The sequence below is a fragment of the Agarivorans sp. QJM3NY_29 genome (genome assembly GCF_050870835.2).
Classification (GTDB): domain Bacteria; phylum Pseudomonadota; class Gammaproteobacteria; order Enterobacterales; family Celerinatantimonadaceae; genus Agarivorans.
The window spans coordinates 888,489-905,911 of record NZ_CP194036.2 but is presented as its reverse complement, the minus strand read 5'-3'; the positions used below and the strand labels follow the sequence as shown (position 1 = coordinate 905,911).

13 protein-coding genes are annotated in these 17,423 nt (G+C 45.7%); 4 read left to right on the top strand and 9 right to left on the bottom strand.

The window, feature by feature from the left end:
- Positions 1-76: 76 nt before the first annotated feature.
- Positions 77-1,144 (bottom strand): LPS export ABC transporter permease LptG, encoded by a 1,068-nt coding sequence (gene lptG / locus ACRRS0_RS04070; protein ID WP_432460944.1) that lies wholly within the window; start codon positions 1,142-1,144, stop codon positions 77-79.
- Positions 1,128-2,243, bottom strand: coding sequence for an LPS export ABC transporter permease LptF (gene lptF, locus ACRRS0_RS04065; protein WP_432454499.1), 1,116 nt, complete (start codon positions 2,241-2,243; stop codon positions 1,128-1,130). Before lptF ends, lptG begins: the two co-directional genes overlap by 17 nt.
- Before the next feature lie 193 nt (positions 2,244-2,436).
- On the opposite strand from lptF, the gene pepA reads away from it, so the two are divergent.
- From pepA to ACRRS0_RS04045, 4 genes are all read left to right on the top strand, one after another.
- Entirely contained in the window at positions 2,437-3,945 is a 1,509-nt protein-coding gene (gene pepA, locus ACRRS0_RS04060) for a leucyl aminopeptidase (protein ID WP_432454500.1), read from the top strand.
- 117 nt (positions 3,946-4,062) lie between these two features.
- Positions 4,063-4,509 (top strand): DNA polymerase III subunit chi, encoded by a 447-nt coding sequence (locus ACRRS0_RS04055; protein ID WP_432454501.1) that lies wholly within the window; start codon positions 4,063-4,065, stop codon positions 4,507-4,509.
- Between the two features lie 14 nt (positions 4,510-4,523).
- Complete coding sequence (locus ACRRS0_RS04050) at positions 4,524-7,397, top strand: valine--tRNA ligase (protein ID WP_432454502.1); 2,874 nt, start codon at positions 4,524-4,526, stop codon at positions 7,395-7,397.
- 61 nt (positions 7,398-7,458) lie between these two features.
- On the top strand, positions 7,459-8,160 hold the full coding sequence (locus ACRRS0_RS04045) for a DUF445 domain-containing protein (protein WP_432454503.1): 702 nt from the start codon (positions 7,459-7,461) through the stop codon (positions 8,158-8,160).
- Between the two features lie 16 nt (positions 8,161-8,176).
- Here ACRRS0_RS04045 and ACRRS0_RS04040 read toward each other — a convergent pair whose 3' ends face one another.
- The 7 genes from ACRRS0_RS04040 to ACRRS0_RS04010 all read right to left on the bottom strand — a co-directional run bounded on the left by ACRRS0_RS04040 (position 8,177) and on the right by ACRRS0_RS04010 (position 17,370).
- Positions 8,177-8,923 (bottom strand): substrate-binding periplasmic protein, encoded by a 747-nt coding sequence (locus ACRRS0_RS04040; RefSeq protein ID WP_432454504.1) that lies wholly within the window; start codon positions 8,921-8,923, stop codon positions 8,177-8,179.
- Positions 8,924-9,008: 85 nt separating this feature from the next.
- Positions 9,009-9,383, bottom strand: coding sequence for a ribonuclease E inhibitor RraB (gene rraB, locus ACRRS0_RS04035; protein ID WP_432454505.1), 375 nt, complete (start codon positions 9,381-9,383; stop codon positions 9,009-9,011).
- Positions 9,380-10,165: a 1-acylglycerol-3-phosphate O-acyltransferase gene (locus ACRRS0_RS04030; protein WP_432454506.1), complete on the bottom strand. Its 786-nt coding sequence runs from the start codon at positions 10,163-10,165 to the stop codon at positions 9,380-9,382. The genes rraB and ACRRS0_RS04030 overlap by 4 nt, the downstream gene beginning before the upstream one ends.
- Positions 10,166-10,238: 73 nt before the next feature.
- On the bottom strand, positions 10,239-12,530 hold the full coding sequence (parC, locus tag ACRRS0_RS04025) for a DNA topoisomerase IV subunit A (protein WP_432454507.1): 2,292 nt from the start codon (positions 12,528-12,530) through the stop codon (positions 10,239-10,241).
- A 13-nt stretch (positions 12,531-12,543) separates the two neighbouring features.
- Positions 12,544-14,940 (bottom strand): putative bifunctional diguanylate cyclase/phosphodiesterase, encoded by a 2,397-nt coding sequence (locus tag ACRRS0_RS04020; protein ID WP_432454508.1) that lies wholly within the window; start codon positions 14,938-14,940, stop codon positions 12,544-12,546.
- A 13-nt stretch (positions 14,941-14,953) separates the two neighbouring features.
- A complete protein-coding gene (parE, locus tag ACRRS0_RS04015; RefSeq protein WP_432454509.1) occupies positions 14,954-16,846 on the bottom strand; it encodes a DNA topoisomerase IV subunit B in 1,893 nt (630 codons plus the stop codon).
- Between the two features lie 11 nt (positions 16,847-16,857).
- Positions 16,858-17,370: a YqiA/YcfP family alpha/beta fold hydrolase gene (locus ACRRS0_RS04010; RefSeq protein WP_432454510.1), complete on the bottom strand. Its 513-nt coding sequence runs from the start codon at positions 17,368-17,370 to the stop codon at positions 16,858-16,860.
- Positions 17,371-17,423 lie beyond the last annotated feature (53 nt).

Here is a 17,423-nt window from a genome sequence, read left to right as displayed (position 1 = left end):
CAGTAGGCTGCAATCATGGCAGGAGCCCACGCGATTAATAAGCTCATCGCGAGGGCTGTTGTGATTAACTCACCACTTATGCGCGGCGATTGATCAAATACAAGGCAATCCCAAGTACCAATGCACTTGGAATGGCTGCGCTCACATAAGGGGGCACACCATAAACTAAGCTCATCGAACCTAAGACTTGATCAAGAATGTAATAGCTAAATCCCGCCACAACACCCATCATTATTTTTGCGCCCATACTGGAGCTACGCAACGGACCAAATACAAAAGACAGAGCTAATAACATCATGATGCCAGTGAGTATAGGCATCATCAATTTACGTGCTAAGGCTAACTGGTAGCGAGCGGGATCTTGATGGTTTTGTTGCAAATAACTAATGTAAGAGTACATTCCCGAGATCGACAAATCATGGGGTTTAATCGTCACTACACTCAATTTTTCTGGCGTGAGGCTGCTATTCCATCGATAACGGTCGAAGTGTTGTCGAGTCACTCCATCATCACTAAAATCGGTCACCACAGCCTGATCGATCAACCAATAATCTTTATCATAAATAGCACGTTCACCCTCTACCTGTTGGTAAAGATCGGCATTCTGATTAAAGCGATAAATCGTAATATTGAATATATCTTTACTTTCTTGAACTTCGCCAATACTCACAAAGCTATCGCCATCTTTAGCCCATATCCCACGTTGTACCGCGACCAATGAGCCACCAGACATCTTGCTAGAACGTAACTGTTTAGCCGCCAAATCTGAGGAAGGGGCAACATATTCTCCTAAAAGCATCATCGCGATCATCATCGGCACAGCCGTTTTAAGCACCGCCGAAGCAATATTAAAACGAGATAAGCCAGCACTTTGCATCACCACCAATTCACTGGTACTGGCCAAAGATCCTAAGCCGATCAGGGCTCCTAATAAGGCAGCCATAGGGAAAAATATTTCTAACTCGCGAGGCACACTCAGCAACACATACCATAGGGCATCCACCACTTGGTAATCCCCTTGACCAACGCTGCCCAGTTGCTCAACAAATTTTACGATCATACTCAAGCTTTGTAGGGTCACCAAGACCAACAAACTAGACATTAAAATCGTTCGGCCAATGTACCAATCAAGTATTCGAAACACAGGCCTTTCCTTTAAATTTTCCACGCACTTTCAAGTAATACTCACTACGAATAAACAAATAACTCAGGGCAATACTAAACATCAGCGCATGTACCGACCACAAACCGATGTGGGGTGGCAAAGTCCCTTCCTCAACAGCACTGCGAGCGGCACTCAATAACAAGTAGTAACTAAGGTACAACAAGATAGCTGGCAATAACTTTGCGTAACGCCCCTGCCTTGGGTTCACGGCAGCTAAGGGCACCACCATAAAAGTAAGGATCGGAATAGTTAACGGTAAAGAAATTCGCCATTGTAATTCAGCAATTTGTGCTAACTCGGTCGCTCCCCATAATTCCATGGTGGGTTGTGACCACAAACGCCGTTGTGATTGAGTACTCTCTTGCTCGCGTAAATAAACTTTATAACGCTCAAAATGTAAAATACTAAAATCTAAATCTTTAGGCGCTTGTTCATAGCGTTTGCCGTTGCTGAGTACCATCCATTGTGAACCGTCACTGCGGCGCTCTATGCCTCCTTCTTCAGCCATAACCACTGATGGGCGGGTCTCAGAACCGGCGGCAGGCGTATGCGCCACAAATACTTTCTCAAGATGTTCGCCTTTATTTTCTATTTGTTCAACGAAGGTCACCACCCCGCCGCCTAGCGATTCGAAACGGCCTTGTACCAACACCGACATACCAGCCTCGGCGTCCATTTGGTCAAACAAGCGTTGTTCCAAATAGTTAGTGTAGGGACTAACATACAAAGTATTCGCAGCAGCGACGACGGTAAACAGCAAACCCAAGACCAAGGTATCACGCAATAACTGAGCGGTGCTGTAACCACAAGCTTGTAATACCACCATCTCGCTATCGGCGTATAAGCGCCCATGAGCCACTAACACACCGATAAACATACTAATCGGTAAGATAAGAATTAAAAAAGAAGGGACATTTAATAGCATCACCTTGGCGATGATCTCACCCGCAACATTGCCTTCGGCAGCCTGAGCTAAGATCCGAACAAACTTTTGCGAGGTGAAAATTAGCATCAAAACAGCAAGCACTGCGAGTTGTGTTTTGGCCGTTTCTTTAAATAAGTAGCGGAATATTAGCACTCAGTCATTCACTTCAAACTTGGAACTTTGCTGGTAATAGCAAAAATTTCAGATAAACTTTCTATTTTGTACAGTTTCACATAGCTAAATGTGACTGTATCACTCATATTTATTTAAACAGTCGCTAGGATCAACTGATCCATTCGAGCAGATAAACTATCTTAACCCAGTTTTGCTAATTGTAGGAGCATTCATGGAATTTAGCGTAAAAAGTGGCAGTCCTGAAAAGCAACGTAGTGCGTGTATAGTCGTCGGTGTTTACGAACCACGTCGCTTATCACCAGTTGCCGAACAACTAGATAAAATTAGTGACGGCTATATCAGTGCCCTATTACGCCGCGGTGATCTAGAAGGGAAAGCAGGACAAGTATTGCTGCTACATCATGTACCCAACGTATTGAGCGAACGCGTGCTCTTGGTGGGCTGTGGCAAAGAACGTGAATTAAACGAGCGTCAATACCGTCAAATCATCACCAAAACGATCAACACCTTAAACGATACCGGTTCTATGGAAGCGGTCTGTTTCTTACCTGAGTTACACGTCAAATCACGTAATACTTATTGGAAAGTACGCCAAGCAGTAGAAACCACTCAAGAAAGTTTATACAGCTTCGACATGCTCAAAAGCAATCGTGAGGAAACGCGTCGTCCACTGCGCAAAATTGTCTTCAATGTGCCAACACGTCGTGAACTGGCTATCGGAGAAAGCGCTGTGCAACATGGTTTGGCTGTCGCGCATGGTGTGAAACATGCCAAAGATTTAGCCAATCTGCCTCCCAATATCTGTAATCCGAGCTATTTAGCAGACCAAGCACAACAACTTGCGAATGATTATGACAATATTAAGGTGAGCGTGGTTGCAGAAGCGCAAATGGCCGAGCTAGAAATGAACTCTTACTTAGCGGTTGGTCGTGGCTCCGATAATGAATCGATGATGAGCATCATCGAATATTGCGCTCCTGGTTGTGAAGAGCAAAAACCGCTGGTATTAATTGGCAAGGGTTTAACCTTTGACTCCGGTGGTATTTCCTTAAAACCTGGCGCAGGCATGGATGAGATGAAATATGACATGGGCGGCGCAGCTGGTGTTTATGGCGCTATGAAAGCCCTAGCCGAGTTACAATTGCCGCTCAAGGTGACCGGTATTTTAGCTGGATGTGAAAACATGCCCGGAGGCAACGCTTATCGACCCGGCGATGTGATTACGACCATGTCAGGACAAACCGTTGAGGTTCTCAATACCGATGCTGAAGGTCGTATGGTTCTATGTGATGTACTTACCTACGTAGAACGTTATGATCCAGAGTTAGTGATTGATGTCGCTACCCTTACCGGTGCCTGTGTCGTCGCTTTAGGCCATCATACTTCTGGCTTAATGACGCCACATAATCCATTGGCTCATGATTTACTCAACAGTGCCGAACAAAGTGGTGATAAAGCTTGGCGGCTACCACTCGGTGAAGAGTACCAAGAACAACTGGCGAGCAACTTTGCCGATATGGCGAACATTGGTGGTAAAACTGCAGGTTCAATTACCGCGGCCTGTTTCTTATCGCGTTTTGCCAAGAAATACAGCTGGGCTCATCTCGATATCGCAGGTACCGCTTGGAAATCAGGTGGAGAAAAAGGCGCAACTGGCAGACCAGTTCCGCTACTGACTCAATTTTTACTCAGTAAATCTGGTCAGGAAATCGAAGAATAAGCAACATTCTAAATCAACCAACAGGGAGCCTTGCTCCCTGTTTTGGTTTAAATAAGCACCACGAATATAGCCCGACAGGGCTTGGCTCGCGTATTTGGAACAAGTAGTCTCTAGCGTATGAATGCGAAATTTTATATCATGCCCGATTCGGTCATCAGTGACAGCGAGGCCCTCGATAAAATAGTGTGTCAAATCGTCGCACAATACTATCGAAATGGTGAGCGGAGCGTCGTCTATTGTGCGTCAAAACAACACGCCGAGCGACTTGATGAGCTGCTATGGCAGTTTGAACCAGAACAGTTTGTACCGCACAATCTCAATGGTGAAGGCCCCCAAGGGGGAGCGCCTGTCGAAATAACCTGGCAGGTACCAAGGCAACGCCGTCAATGTTTGGTGAATCTCACCAGCACTGCGGTCGATTTTGCCAGAAATTTTCAACATCTTATCGATTTTGTACCCGCGGATGAAATCGGTAAAGCAGCGGCTAGAGAACGTTATCGAGTGTATCGCCAACAGGGTCTACAACTAGACACCGTGGCCTACACAAACCCAGAAATTAAATAGAGTCAAGACATCCAATGGAAAAGACCTACAACCCCAGCGCTATTGAACAGTCGCTATATCAAGAATGGGAACAACAGGGCTATTTTAAGCCCCATGGCAACACCGCTAAAGAATCGTTTAGCATCATGATCCCGCCGCCAAACGTCACTGGCAGCTTGCATATGGGGCATGCGTTTCAAGATAGCATTATGGATACTCTGGTCCGCTATCAGCGTATGCAGGGTAAAAATACCCTGTGGCAAGTAGGGACCGACCATGCCGGTATCGCTACCCAAATGGTGGTCGAGCGTAAAATCGCCGCCGAAGAAGATAAAACCAAGCACGATTACGGTCGTAAAGCATTTATTGACAAGATCTGGGATTGGAAGGCCGAATCCGGTGGCACTATTACCAAACAATTGCGTCGTCTCGGCGCCTCGGTTGATTGGGAACGTGAGCGCTTCACCATGGATCAAGGGATGTCTAAAGCGGTTGAAGAAGCCTTCGTCCGTCTTTATGAAGATGACCTAATTTATCGTGGTAAACGTTTGGTGAACTGGGATCCAAAACTACACACGGCAATTTCTGATCTAGAAGTAGAAAACAAAGAACAAAAAGGCCACATGTGGCACCTGCGCTATCCGCTGGCCGATGGTGAAACCACCAGTGAAGGCTTTAACTACTTAGTCGTTGCCACCACCCGTCCAGAAACCATGTTGGGTGATACCGGTGTTGCCGTAAATCCCGAAGACCCGCGTTATAACAGCCTGATTGGTAAATTTATTGAACTGCCATTGGTGGGTCGTCGAATTCCGATTGTTGGCGATGAACACGCCGACATGGAAAAAGGCACCGGTTGTGTGAAAATCACCCCTGCCCACGACTTCAATGACTGCGAAGTAGGTAAACGCCACCAATTGCCGATGATCAACATTCTCACCCTGAATGCAGAGATCCGTGATGAAGCAGAAGTATTTAGTAGCAAAGGTGAGCCATCAGACGCTTACGCTACCGACATTCCAGCCGAATACCAAGGCCTCGAGCGCTTTGCCGCCCGCAAAGCGATTGTGGCTAAGTTTGATGAACTCGGCTTGCTCGAAGAAGTAGCAGAACACAATAACACCGTTCCTTACGGTGACCGCGGTGGAGTGGTCATTGAACCGATGCTTACCGACCAATGGTATGTACGTGCAGCGCCCTTAGCCAAGGTCGCAACCCAAGCCGTGGAAGACGGTGAAATTGAGTTTGTACCTAAACAATATGAAAATATGTACTTCTCGTGGATGCGCGACATTCAAGATTGGTGTATTTCTCGCCAACTTTGGTGGGGGCACCGCATCCCTGCATGGTACGACGAAACAGGCAAAGTTTACGTGGGTCGTAACGAAGCCGAGGTACGCAGCAAACACGGTTTAGCCGACGATATCAGTCTGCGCCAAGACGATGACGTTCTGGATACCTGGTTCTCATCTGGACTGTGGACTTTCGCCACCCAAGGTTGGCCGGAAAAAACGCCCGATCTGGCTACCTTCCACCCCAGCAACGTATTGGTCACCGGTTTCGACATCATTTTCTTCTGGGTTGCCCGTATGATTATGATGACCATGTACTTCATCAAAGATGAAAACAACAAGCCACAAGTCCCCTTTAAGACGGTGTATGTGACCGGGCTGATCCGCGACGAAAACGGCGACAAAATGTCTAAATCGAAGGGGAACGTACTCGATCCCTTAGACATGATCGACGGCATTGATCTTGAAAGTTTGGTCAGTAAGCGTTGTGGCAATATGATGCAACCGCAGCTGGCGAAGAAAATTGAAAAAGATACTCGTAAAACCTTTGAAAGTGGCATCGAAGCCCACGGTACCGATGCGCTGCGCTTTACTCTTGCCGCTATGGCCACTACTGGCCGCGACATTAACTGGGATATGAACCGCCTCGAAGGTTATCGTAACTTCTGTAATAAGCTGTGGAACGCCAGTCGCTACGTATTAATGAATACCGAACAGCAAGATTGCGGGCTGTCTTCACAAGAGCGCGGCGGCGACATGGAATTTTCACTGGCCGATCGCTGGATCGAAGGTCAGTATCAGCAAACAATTAAGGCCTACCGCGAAGCGCTCGACAGCTATCGCTTCGATATTGCCGCACAAACGATCTATGAATTCACTTGGAATCAATTCTGTGGCTGGTATTTAGAACTCACGAAGCCGATTTTGTTCAAAGGCAGTGAAGCACAGCAACGTGGCACCCGCTATACCTTGCTAAATGTACTAGAAAGCTTACTCCGTTTGATGCATCCAATTACCCCTTACATCACCGAAACAATTTGGCGCCAAGTCGCTCCGTTAGCTGGCAAGGGCAAGGCGGATGACAGCATTATGTTACAAGCTTTCCCTGAGTTTGATGCAAGTCGTATGGATGAAGCCGCCATCGCCGATCTTGAATGGCTCAAACAATTTATTTTGGCAATTCGTAATATTCGCGGTGAAATGGACATTAGTCCCAACAAACCACTCAATGTCTTATTGAAAAATGCCTCCAGTGAAGACCAACGCCGCCTAAAGGATAACGCACCGTTCTTAGCTTCTTTAGCCAAATTGGAGAGTACAAGTTTGTTAGCCGAAGGCGAAGCGTCCCCTGCTTCTGCTACCGCCTTACTTGGTGACATGGAACTACTGATCCCCATGGCTGGTCTCATCGATAAAGAAGCCGAGCTAACGCGGATTGGCAAACAACTTGAAAAGCTCGACAAGGACTTAGCAAAAGTTGCGGGTAAACTGTCTAACCAAAAGTTTGTGGCAAACGCACCTGAGCAAGTGATTGCGAAAGAGCGTGCTAAGTTAGCCGAAATGGACAAAGCAAAAGCAAAACTAGTCGCGCAACAAACGACTATCGCTGCGTTATAAATCACGTCTAGTTAAGGGTCCTCCGCCGGGGGACCTTTTTATTTGTAGACGAGGAACCAACATGAATAAAAGTTTCATCACCAATCTGATTGCCCTCGTATTGGTCTGCGTCGGCTATTTTTTCCAACAAGCACTGATGTTTTCCATCGGTTTATTTGCTCTATCTGGTGCCGCAACTAACTGGATAGCCATTCATATGCTATTTGAAAAAGTCCCCGGATTATATGGCTCGGGGGTTATTCCAGCCCGCTTCGATGACTTTAAGCAAGGTATCAAAGAGCTGATGCTAAGCCAGTTTTTTACCGCCGAAAACATCGACCGCTTTTTATCCGATGCCAGTGGCAAAGCAATTCAAGTAAACCTGAGTCCCGTCATCAACAAAACCGATTTTAGTCCGGCTTATCATGCCTTAGTGGAAACCATCGAAGGATCTTCATTTGGCGGGATGTTAGCGATGTTTGGTGGTAAGGAAGCACTCACCCCCTTAGAGCAGCCTTTTATCGATAAACTAAAAGAGGCTGTCCTTCAAATTAGTCAGGATCCACAGTTTAGTGAGGCTTTGCGCCAAGAATTAGAGCAACCAGAACACTTGGGTGACGTACAACAAAAAATCACTTTAATTATTGAACAACGCTTAGCCGAACTCACGCCGCAATTAGTGAAGCAAATTATTCAACAAATGATTAGAAAACACTTAGGCTGGTTAGTGGTTTGGGGGGGGGTTTTTGGGGGCTTATTTGGCCTACTTAATGGCCTCGTATAAAACTCGATAGCGCGCGTTAATCGCGCTCTACCACGCCATAAGATACGAGTGTTTTAGTAATCGCGCCAGAGTCCAACATTTGTTGTAAGTGCTTTGAGATTTCTGCGGCGCGCTCGATCAACTTAGAACGTTTTGAAATGGCCAAATAAACCGAGCGGTAATTACGTTTTGTATAATTGGTATGCTCAAATATATCCGTCATGTGTCTTTGCTTTAAAAAGATATCACCTTCAATACAAGACATAATCAGCGTATCGATACGGCCACCAAGTAGCAGGCGAAATAAACTTTCATCGGTCGTAGCATAGTGTTTGAACAGTTTAAGATCTTGATCAAATTGTTCAAAATAAGCGACTTTGTTCAATACCCCTATCGTTAAGGAGTACAAATCAGAATAGCTATCGAGCTTCTGCACAGGTCTAATTTTCGCTTGATAAAAACACATGTCGTTATGACTACGGTAAGGCGGCTCAACAAAGTGCATATACTGCGCACGCTCATCGTTTTTATAGAGGCCGGTCATCACATCACTTTCACCAAGTTCCATATACTTTAAGCAACGTTTCCAACCACAGGGCTGAGTCTTTAACTCCAGATCAAGAGCCTGACTAAGCTGCTTAAGAATATCGATCTCGATACCGCTCAAACTACCATCGGCCTCAATCACTCGCCATGGCGGCCAATTAGCGTTGGCGGTGACCATCTGCATAGCGGCAACGGGCCAAGCCAGAAAAAATAATAGAACAACAATACGCAGCGACACAGCCTATCCTAAATCCTGAGCATATAGCTCAGTGTAATAAAAAAAACGACACCTAGGCGTCGTTTTCATCGATAAATTTTAGGCTCTATGACTCGTCGTCATCCTCATCAGACTCGAAATAGGTGCCCCATCCATCATAAATGACCTTATGCTTATCGGCAATATTCGCTAATTCTTCAATACTTTGTTTGATTATTTTCGCTTCTAGCGGCACTTCAACAATCACATCAAAGCACCATACCTTAGTCCCATCTTCTAGCTCGGCTTCTTCGGCATCACTCACCTCATAACCCGCTTTAAAGACATCTACCGCCGCTTTTTCAAGCACTTTAAAATCGTTGCTGGCAAGGTGGTGTTCGATGGTATATTCGGCATCTGGATCGCTGCCATCGGCCAATAATTCTTGAATAATTAAATCAGTTTCGGCCTGCCAATCGGCAATCAATTGTTGGGTACTCATGTATTCTCTCCTACCATGGTCTCTGCTGGGCTGGCTAAATTTCGTTGATGAACATCGGCATAATCGGCAGCTTCACCGCGTGCTTCCATGGTCAGCTCATAGATCCGTTGTTCCATCTGCTGATGCAAGTCGGCAATGTGACTGCGCAGCTGTCCTTTCCATTCTGCGACCGAAAAAGCATGGCCCACTTCAACGATCACCTTACCATTGTTCCAACGGTTCAGTTTTACCTGACCATGAGTTGAAGAACAACAGATCGGTAACATAGGAACTTTGGCTTGCATGGCTAGATGAAAAGCTCCGGTTTTAAAACTCTGCAAGCCACGTCCATAACTACGAGTACCTTCAGGGAACATCCATACCGACAGATGACGTTTCTCTATCGCAGCGGCCGCCTGCTTAATGGTGTCGGCGGCTTTACTACGTCGATCCCGGTCAATTAAAATATTACCGGTAATCCAGTAAATTTGCCCAAAGAAAGGGATCAACGCGAGACTTTTCTTACCGATAGACACCACCCCCTTACGCAAGGCGAATGGCAAGGTAAACATGTCATAACTATTTTGGTGGTTGGCTATCCATACCGCCTTTTCTGGCAATTGTTGTGTAACCACTCGAACTTCAACCTCAAGGCCCACAAAGCGTCCACATTTGGCAATTAAAACGCCAATCTGATGCACTAGGTCAGGATGACGAGGTCGAACCAAACAATACAAAATGACAAACGGAAATGCCGTTAACATCACTAAAGCAATAAAAATAATTCGAATTACAGCTAACATAGCACCCCCTTAAAACAGCACGCAGTATACGCGCTGAGATTTAAGTGAACAAGTGTAAGCTGAAAATCTACACTTAGGCATCTGCATTGGGCCCCTCTCCAAGCTCACTCTCGATAGCCTCGACCTCAATGCCATCGACGCGCTGTAAGCCTCGAGGCAATTTGTTACCACGTCGTCCTCGCTCCCCACGATAATGATCCAAATCGCTCGGTTTCAAAGTCAACTTGCGTTTGCCCGCAAATAGAGTCACCGAAGCATCGGCCGGAACAACACTCAGCAAAGTCACATATTCTTCGCGATTTTTCACTCTTGCACTAGGAATACTAATTAACTTATTCCCTTTACCTTTAGAGAGCTCTGGCAAACTGGTGAGCGGAAAGACCAACATTCTGCCCTCATTAGAGATGACCAGACAACTATCATTCTGGTAGCTGTCCACCACAATCGGAGCCACAACCTTACTGCCCGCAGGTAAACTCAAAAACGCCTTACCATTTTTATTCTTGCTTAACATATCGCTAAACTTACCGATAAAACCATAGCCGGCATCGGAGGCCACCAAGTAGCGCTGTTCGTCATTGGCCATCACGACATTGCAGAATACTTCCCCTGCCGCCAAATTAAAGCGACCAGTCAATGGCTCTCCTTGGCTACGTGCCGAGGGCAAGGTATGTGAATCGAGCGCATAACTGCGTCCTGCTGTATCTAAAAATACTGCCTGCTGATTACTGCGTCCATAAGCACTGCTTAAAAAGACATCCCCCGACTTGTAACTCAAGGCTTTAGCATCAACCTCATGGCCCTTAGCCGCTCTTGCCCAACCTTTTTCTGACAAGACCACGGTAATAGCTTCGTTTGGCATCAACTCTTTTTCACTCAGGGCTTTTGCTTCTGCACGCTCCATCAGTGGAGAACGACGTGCGTTACCATAGGTTTCGGCATCAGCAAGTATTTCCTTCTTGATCAGCGTGCTGAGTCGACGTTCGCTACCCAGTAGCTTCTCCAGCTTATCGCGCTCTTCAGCTAACTCTGCTTGCTCGGCTCGGATCTTAATTTCTTCTAACTTAGCCAACTGACGCAATTTAATTTCAAGGATCGCTTCAGCTTGTTTATTCGACAAGCCAAAACGCGCCATCAGCGCCGCTTTAGGCTCGTCTTCGGTTCGAATGATTTCAATCACTTCATCAATATTGAGGAAGGCAATCAGCAAGCCATCCAAAATATGTAAACGAGCTAATACCTTGTCTAAACGATATTGCAGTCGACGGCGCACCACATCGCGGCGAAACCGCAACCATTCACTTAAGATCTGTAACAAGCCTTTCACTTGAGGCCGATTATCAAGCCCCAACATATTAAGGTTGACTCGGTAATTTCGCTCTAAATCGGTGGATGCAAACAAGTGATTCATTAATTGGTCAACATCCACTCGATTAGAGCGCGGTATCACCACAATTCGAGTTGGGTTTTCATGATCCGATTCATCACGCAAATCCACCACCATCGGCAGCTTCTTCGCTTGCATTTGTGCCGCGATCTGTTCCAGAACTTTGGCTCCCGAGACCTGATGCGGTAAAGCCGTAATCACAATGTCACCATCTTCGGTGTGGAATACGGCTCGCATCTTCACCGAGCCACGGCCCGTTTCATAAATCTTGCGAATATCGCGTCTCGGGGTAATTATTTCCGCTTCAGTTGGATAATCGGGCGCTTGTACAAATTCGAGCAACTCACTCAATTCAGCCTTCGGATTATCCAGAAGATGAACACAAGCCTTGGCAATTTCACCCACGTTGTGCGGTGGGATATCGGTGGCCATTCCCACTGCAATCCCGGTGACCCCGTTCAGTAAAATGTGCGGCAAACGTGCGGGCAGCACTTTCGGCTCATTCATGGTGCCATCGAAATTAGGTACCCAATCACAGGTTCCTTGGCCCAGCTCGCTCAGTAAAACCTCAGAAAATTTCGACAATTTCGCTTCGGTATAACGCATCGCAGCAAAAGATTTTGGATCATCTGGCGCGCCCCAGTTTCCCTGACCATCCACTAAGGGATGGCGATAGGAGAATGGTTGAGCCATCAATACCATCGCTTCATAACAGGCAGAATCACCATGCGGATGATACTTACCCAAAACGTCCCCTACGGTACGTGCCGATTTCTTATATTTTGCGTTAGCCGATAACCCCAATTCAGACATCGCATAAATAATTCTGCGCTGTACTGGCTTTAATCCATCACCAATATGGGGCAAGGCGCGATCCATGATGACGTACATGGAATAATTTAAATACGCTTGCTCAGTAAAAGTGCTCATCGATTGACGTTCTATGCCATCTAAACTGAGTTCATTCGCACTACTCATGCTCTATAACCTTTTATGTTCCTTGCAAAGCTAGCACTGCGGATGCTTTGTCAAATTGCCAGAAATAGCGTGCGCTAGCTGGTTTACCAATGTAATAACCCTGAGAGTAATCAACTCCCAATTTAATCAGTTCGTTATTTAATGCTTCCGATTCAACAAATTCAGCAATGGTCTTGTGGCCCAATTGATTGGCAATACCAACCAAGGCCTGAATAAACACCTTATCTTGGTGTTGATTCAAAATTTCTCGAACAAAAGAGCCATCAATTTTTAAGTAATCAAAGGGTAACTGTTTCAGCGAGTGAAACGAAGAATAACCGACCCCAAAATCATCTAATGCAATCGCACAACCAAGTGCCTTCAAACGCCGTATATGCTCTTCTGCTTGCTGCATGTTTGGTAACGCTGCTGTTTCGGTGATTTCAAAAATAATCATTTCGCCAGCAATATTACGACTCACAAATTCTCGGGCAATCCGGGCTATAACCTTTTCACTGCAGAAGGAGCGTGCCGATAAGTTTATCGCCAACTTATCGGTATAACCACAACGCAGATTGGTTTCCATCTGCTGCAAGGCCTGTTGCACGACCCATAAATCGATTTTGTCGATCTGGCCATTCTTCTCTGCTGCTAAAATAAGTTGATAAGGGGAATGTAAACGATCTTGTTCATCTCGAACCCGTAATAAAACCTCGTAATGCTCAACCTTATTCAGCTTATTGTTCATGATTGGTTGATAAAACAGTTCCAAACGGTCGCGTTCGATAGCATGTTGTGCCAAGTCCAACCAAAAGTGTTTTTTAGCAAGCTCCGAATCGCTATTCTCCGCTTCAAAACTCACCACACAGTTTTTACCACGCTCTTTCGCTTGATTGTTGCAAATATCGGCTTTTGCCATCAACTCTTCAAAGCTACTGCCATGTTCAGGAAAAGCAACAATTCCGACACAAGCCGAAGTGGTATGAATGATGTTGTGTCCCGGTACTCGAACTTGGGCCAATAAGCTGATGATCCGTTGTGCCGCGACTTCAGCATAGGCTAAACTGGTATCTTCAAGATAAATCGCAAATTCATCGCCACTGATGCGCGCTAAAATACTATCGTTTGGTAGCAAGCGCTCTAAGCTAGCCGAGACTTGGCAAAGCATTTCATCACCAGCACCGTGACCACTAATATCATTCACATATTTAAAATTATCTAAATCCACCATCAACAAGCAACCAAAACGTTGCTCTTCAACCATTTGATTCAAGACTCGCTCAAACTTACGACGATTCGGCAGATCGGTGAGGTTATCATAATTAGCAACCCACTCTAGCTCTTCAGCGCGGCTCTTCAATTGTTGTTCTAATGCTTCCAATTGATAAGACAATCGAACCAAGGCGTGATTCAGTTCATCAGACTCATCAGGCAATACCCGTTTACCTGTACTTTCCAAATTACGCCGAAATAGATTATGTGATGAGCGCGCCAATAAGGGTAAGTGATCGATGGTTTGTCGGATCCGTCGCAATGAAGGACTCAAGCAGAAAATAACAATCGCACCTGCGATAACCAAGGCTGCCATGCCAAACAACATGTTGTTATAGTTAGCCCGATTAAGCAGCTGAGATTGGCTATTAATGTCATTGATAATGGCGTAATAAACCGGCTTGTTACCGACGTTTCGTTTTATCGGAAAAGCATGTAATTCACTCAAACCCCATTCACTATTAAATTGCTCAAGACCATTTACAATCGAATGGCTGTCAAGCTTGGTCAACATGTTAGCGATTGACTGACGATACATCGATTCGGCATATAATAAATGCAAGGAGGCATCGTCGTTCAGCTCGAGCATAAAATGGTGGCTGCCTCGACTGGCAGGAAACAATTCCAATAACCGCAAGGCGTCGATGCTGTAAAAGGCTTGATAATCTGTCTGTTGCTCACCCACCTTAAAATGAGTAGCAACGATCACTCGGCAGCTTAACGGGCAATCTAAGATCCAAGAAAGCGATTGATGCGCTTGTAACATCCAATCGGTCGCTTTTTGGCTATGCTCTAAATAACCGAAGTCATAACGCTCTCCTAGCTCAGGCACCACAAGGGTTAAACTGCGAATGGGTAGCTCTGTATAGTTCTTTAGATCTTGCCAAAAAGAATCGAATACCATTGCTAAATCCTCGGACTTAGCTTTCTCAAAACGATATGCTTGGCTGGCATTAAAGGAATTTAAACGCGCAAATACATCGTCATAATATTTTTGTAACTGATAATTTTGATTTGCAATGACATTGGTTCGACTGTCTCTGAAGAAACTCTGCAAATTGTCATGATTAAAGCTGATTAGGCCCACCAAACTAATCAACAATACACCGCACAGCAACAACAACGCCTTCGTTGCTAAGCCAAGTCGAAGATCTCGCATTTTTTAGGCTACCCTATACCAAGTCAGAGGCCATGTTTCCCTTGGTTTCTAACCATTGCTTCCGATCACCTGCGCGCTTCTTCGCGAGCAGCATATCCATCAACTGCAAAGTTGCGTGCTCTTCATCAATAGTGAGCTGAACCAAACGTCGTGTATTAGGATCCATGGTGGTTTCGCGCAATTGTAGAGGGTTCATTTCACCCAATCCCTTAAAGCGCTGTACATTCACTTTACCGCGTTTCTTTTCGGCTTCGATACGATCTAATATGCCTTGTTTTTCATCTTCATCTAGGGCATAGAACACTTCTTTACCCACATCAATTCGATACAAAGGGGGCATCGCCACATAGATATGCCCTTGCTCGACCAATGGCCTAAAGTGCATCATAAACAATGCGCATAATAGCGTGGCAATATGTAAACCGTCGGAGTCAGCATCCGCCAAAATACAAATTTTACCGTAACGTAAGCCGCTTAAATCATGACTATCAGGATCAATACCGATGGCCACCGAGATGTCATGAACCTCTTGCGAGCCCAGAACCTCACTCCCGTCCACTTCCCAAGTGTTGAGAATTTTACCCCGTAAAGGCATCACCGCTTGGATCTCTCGTTCACGCGCCTGCTTCGCACTGCCTCCCGCCGAGTCACCTTCCACCAAAAACAGCTCTCCAGCCAGCGGATCCTGACTAGTACAATCAGTCAGTTTCCCTGGTAAGGCTGGTCCCGATGTCACTTTCTTACGAGCAATTTTTTTACTGGAACGCATTCGCCGTTGCGCATTGTTAATAAACACTTCGGCAAGCAATTCGGCTTGATCGGTATTACTATTTAGCCACAAACTAAAGGCATCTTTGACAACCCCAGAAACAAAAGCTGCTGACTGTCGAGACGACAAGCGCTCTTTAGTTTGTCCGGCAAATTGTGGATCTTGCATTTTTACCGATAACACATAGCAACAACGGTCCCAGACATCGTCCGGCGTCAATTTCAGACCTCGCGGCAAAATATTACGAAACTCACAAAACTCTCGCATCGCATCGAGTAGACCTTGCCGTAAACCATTCACATGAGTTCCGCCTTGCGCGGTAGGAATTAAGTTCACATAACTTTCGGTGATACTTTCGCCACCTTCAGGCAACCAGCTCACCGCCCAATCTACAGCCTCTACATTGCTACTAAAAGCGCCGGTAAAGGGGTCGTCTGGCAGACTAATGTAATCTTTAAAGGACTGACTTAAATAGTCTTTTAAACCATCTTCGTAATACCATTCATCCTGCTGATTACTAATTTTATCAATAAACTTAATATTTAAGCCTGGACACAATACCGCTTTAGCTCGCAACAAATGACGCAGCCGTGAAACCGAAAACTTAGGGTTATCAAAATAACTTGGGGTTGGCCAAAACCGAACTTTGGTTCCGCTATTACGTTTGCCGACACTGCCAGTAACCGCTAACTCTTGAACCTTATTCCCATCTTCAAAGGCCATTTCATAGACCTGGCTATCACGACGAACCTGCACTTCGACCCGGGAAGATAAGGCGTTAACCACCGAAATACCAACCCCGTGTAGCCCTCCAGAAAATTGGTAATGCTCATTCGAGAATTTGCCCCCCGCATGCAAGCGAGTAAAAATCAGCTCAACACCACTCACCTTCTCTTCCGGATGAATATCGGTAGGCATGCCACGACCATCATCGACCACTTCGATAGATTGATCTGCGTATAAGGTAACGATAATAGACCGAGCGTGACCAGCAAGCGCCTCATCCACACTGTTATCGATGACTTCTTGTGCTAAGTGATTGGGACGAGTGGTATCGGTATACATGCCAGGTCGGCGTTTTACCGGATCTAAGCCACTTAATACTTCAATAGAGTCGGAATTATATTGGTCAGCCATGATGGAAATATTTACCTAAGAGCCAAGAAGTCGAGAATAGCACCACAATGGCGTTCAAAGCCTTGAAAGCTGTGGTCTCCGCCCTCTTCAATAGTGAATTTTGCGCCTTTATACTCGGTGACCGCTAGCCTAAAGTCCAGCACTTCATCACCCGTTTGTAACAACGCCCATAACTGTTGTTGACAGCTCAAATCGCTAACTTCCAGTTGTCGTAAGTGTTGTATATGCTGTGCTTGCAAGTCATAACGTTGCTGAGTATAGGGATTAATTTGTTCCCCTAAATAGTCGTTTAATAAGATATATGGTTTTACTGCTGGATTAACCAGTACCGCAGGAGCGCCCGTTTGTTGCGCCACTTTGGTCGCCAAAAAGCCACCAAGAGAACTACCAATAACACCTAAACGAGCATCATGATTTGATTCTAATAACTGGGAAATTTGCTCCCAAGCTTGCTGTGGATAACAGGCTAACTGAGGACATAAAAACTGAATATGTGGTGCATTCTCTGCGACATAGTTTGCCATAACTTGCGCCTTCGCAGAATAAGGCGAACTATTAAAACCATGTAAATACAATA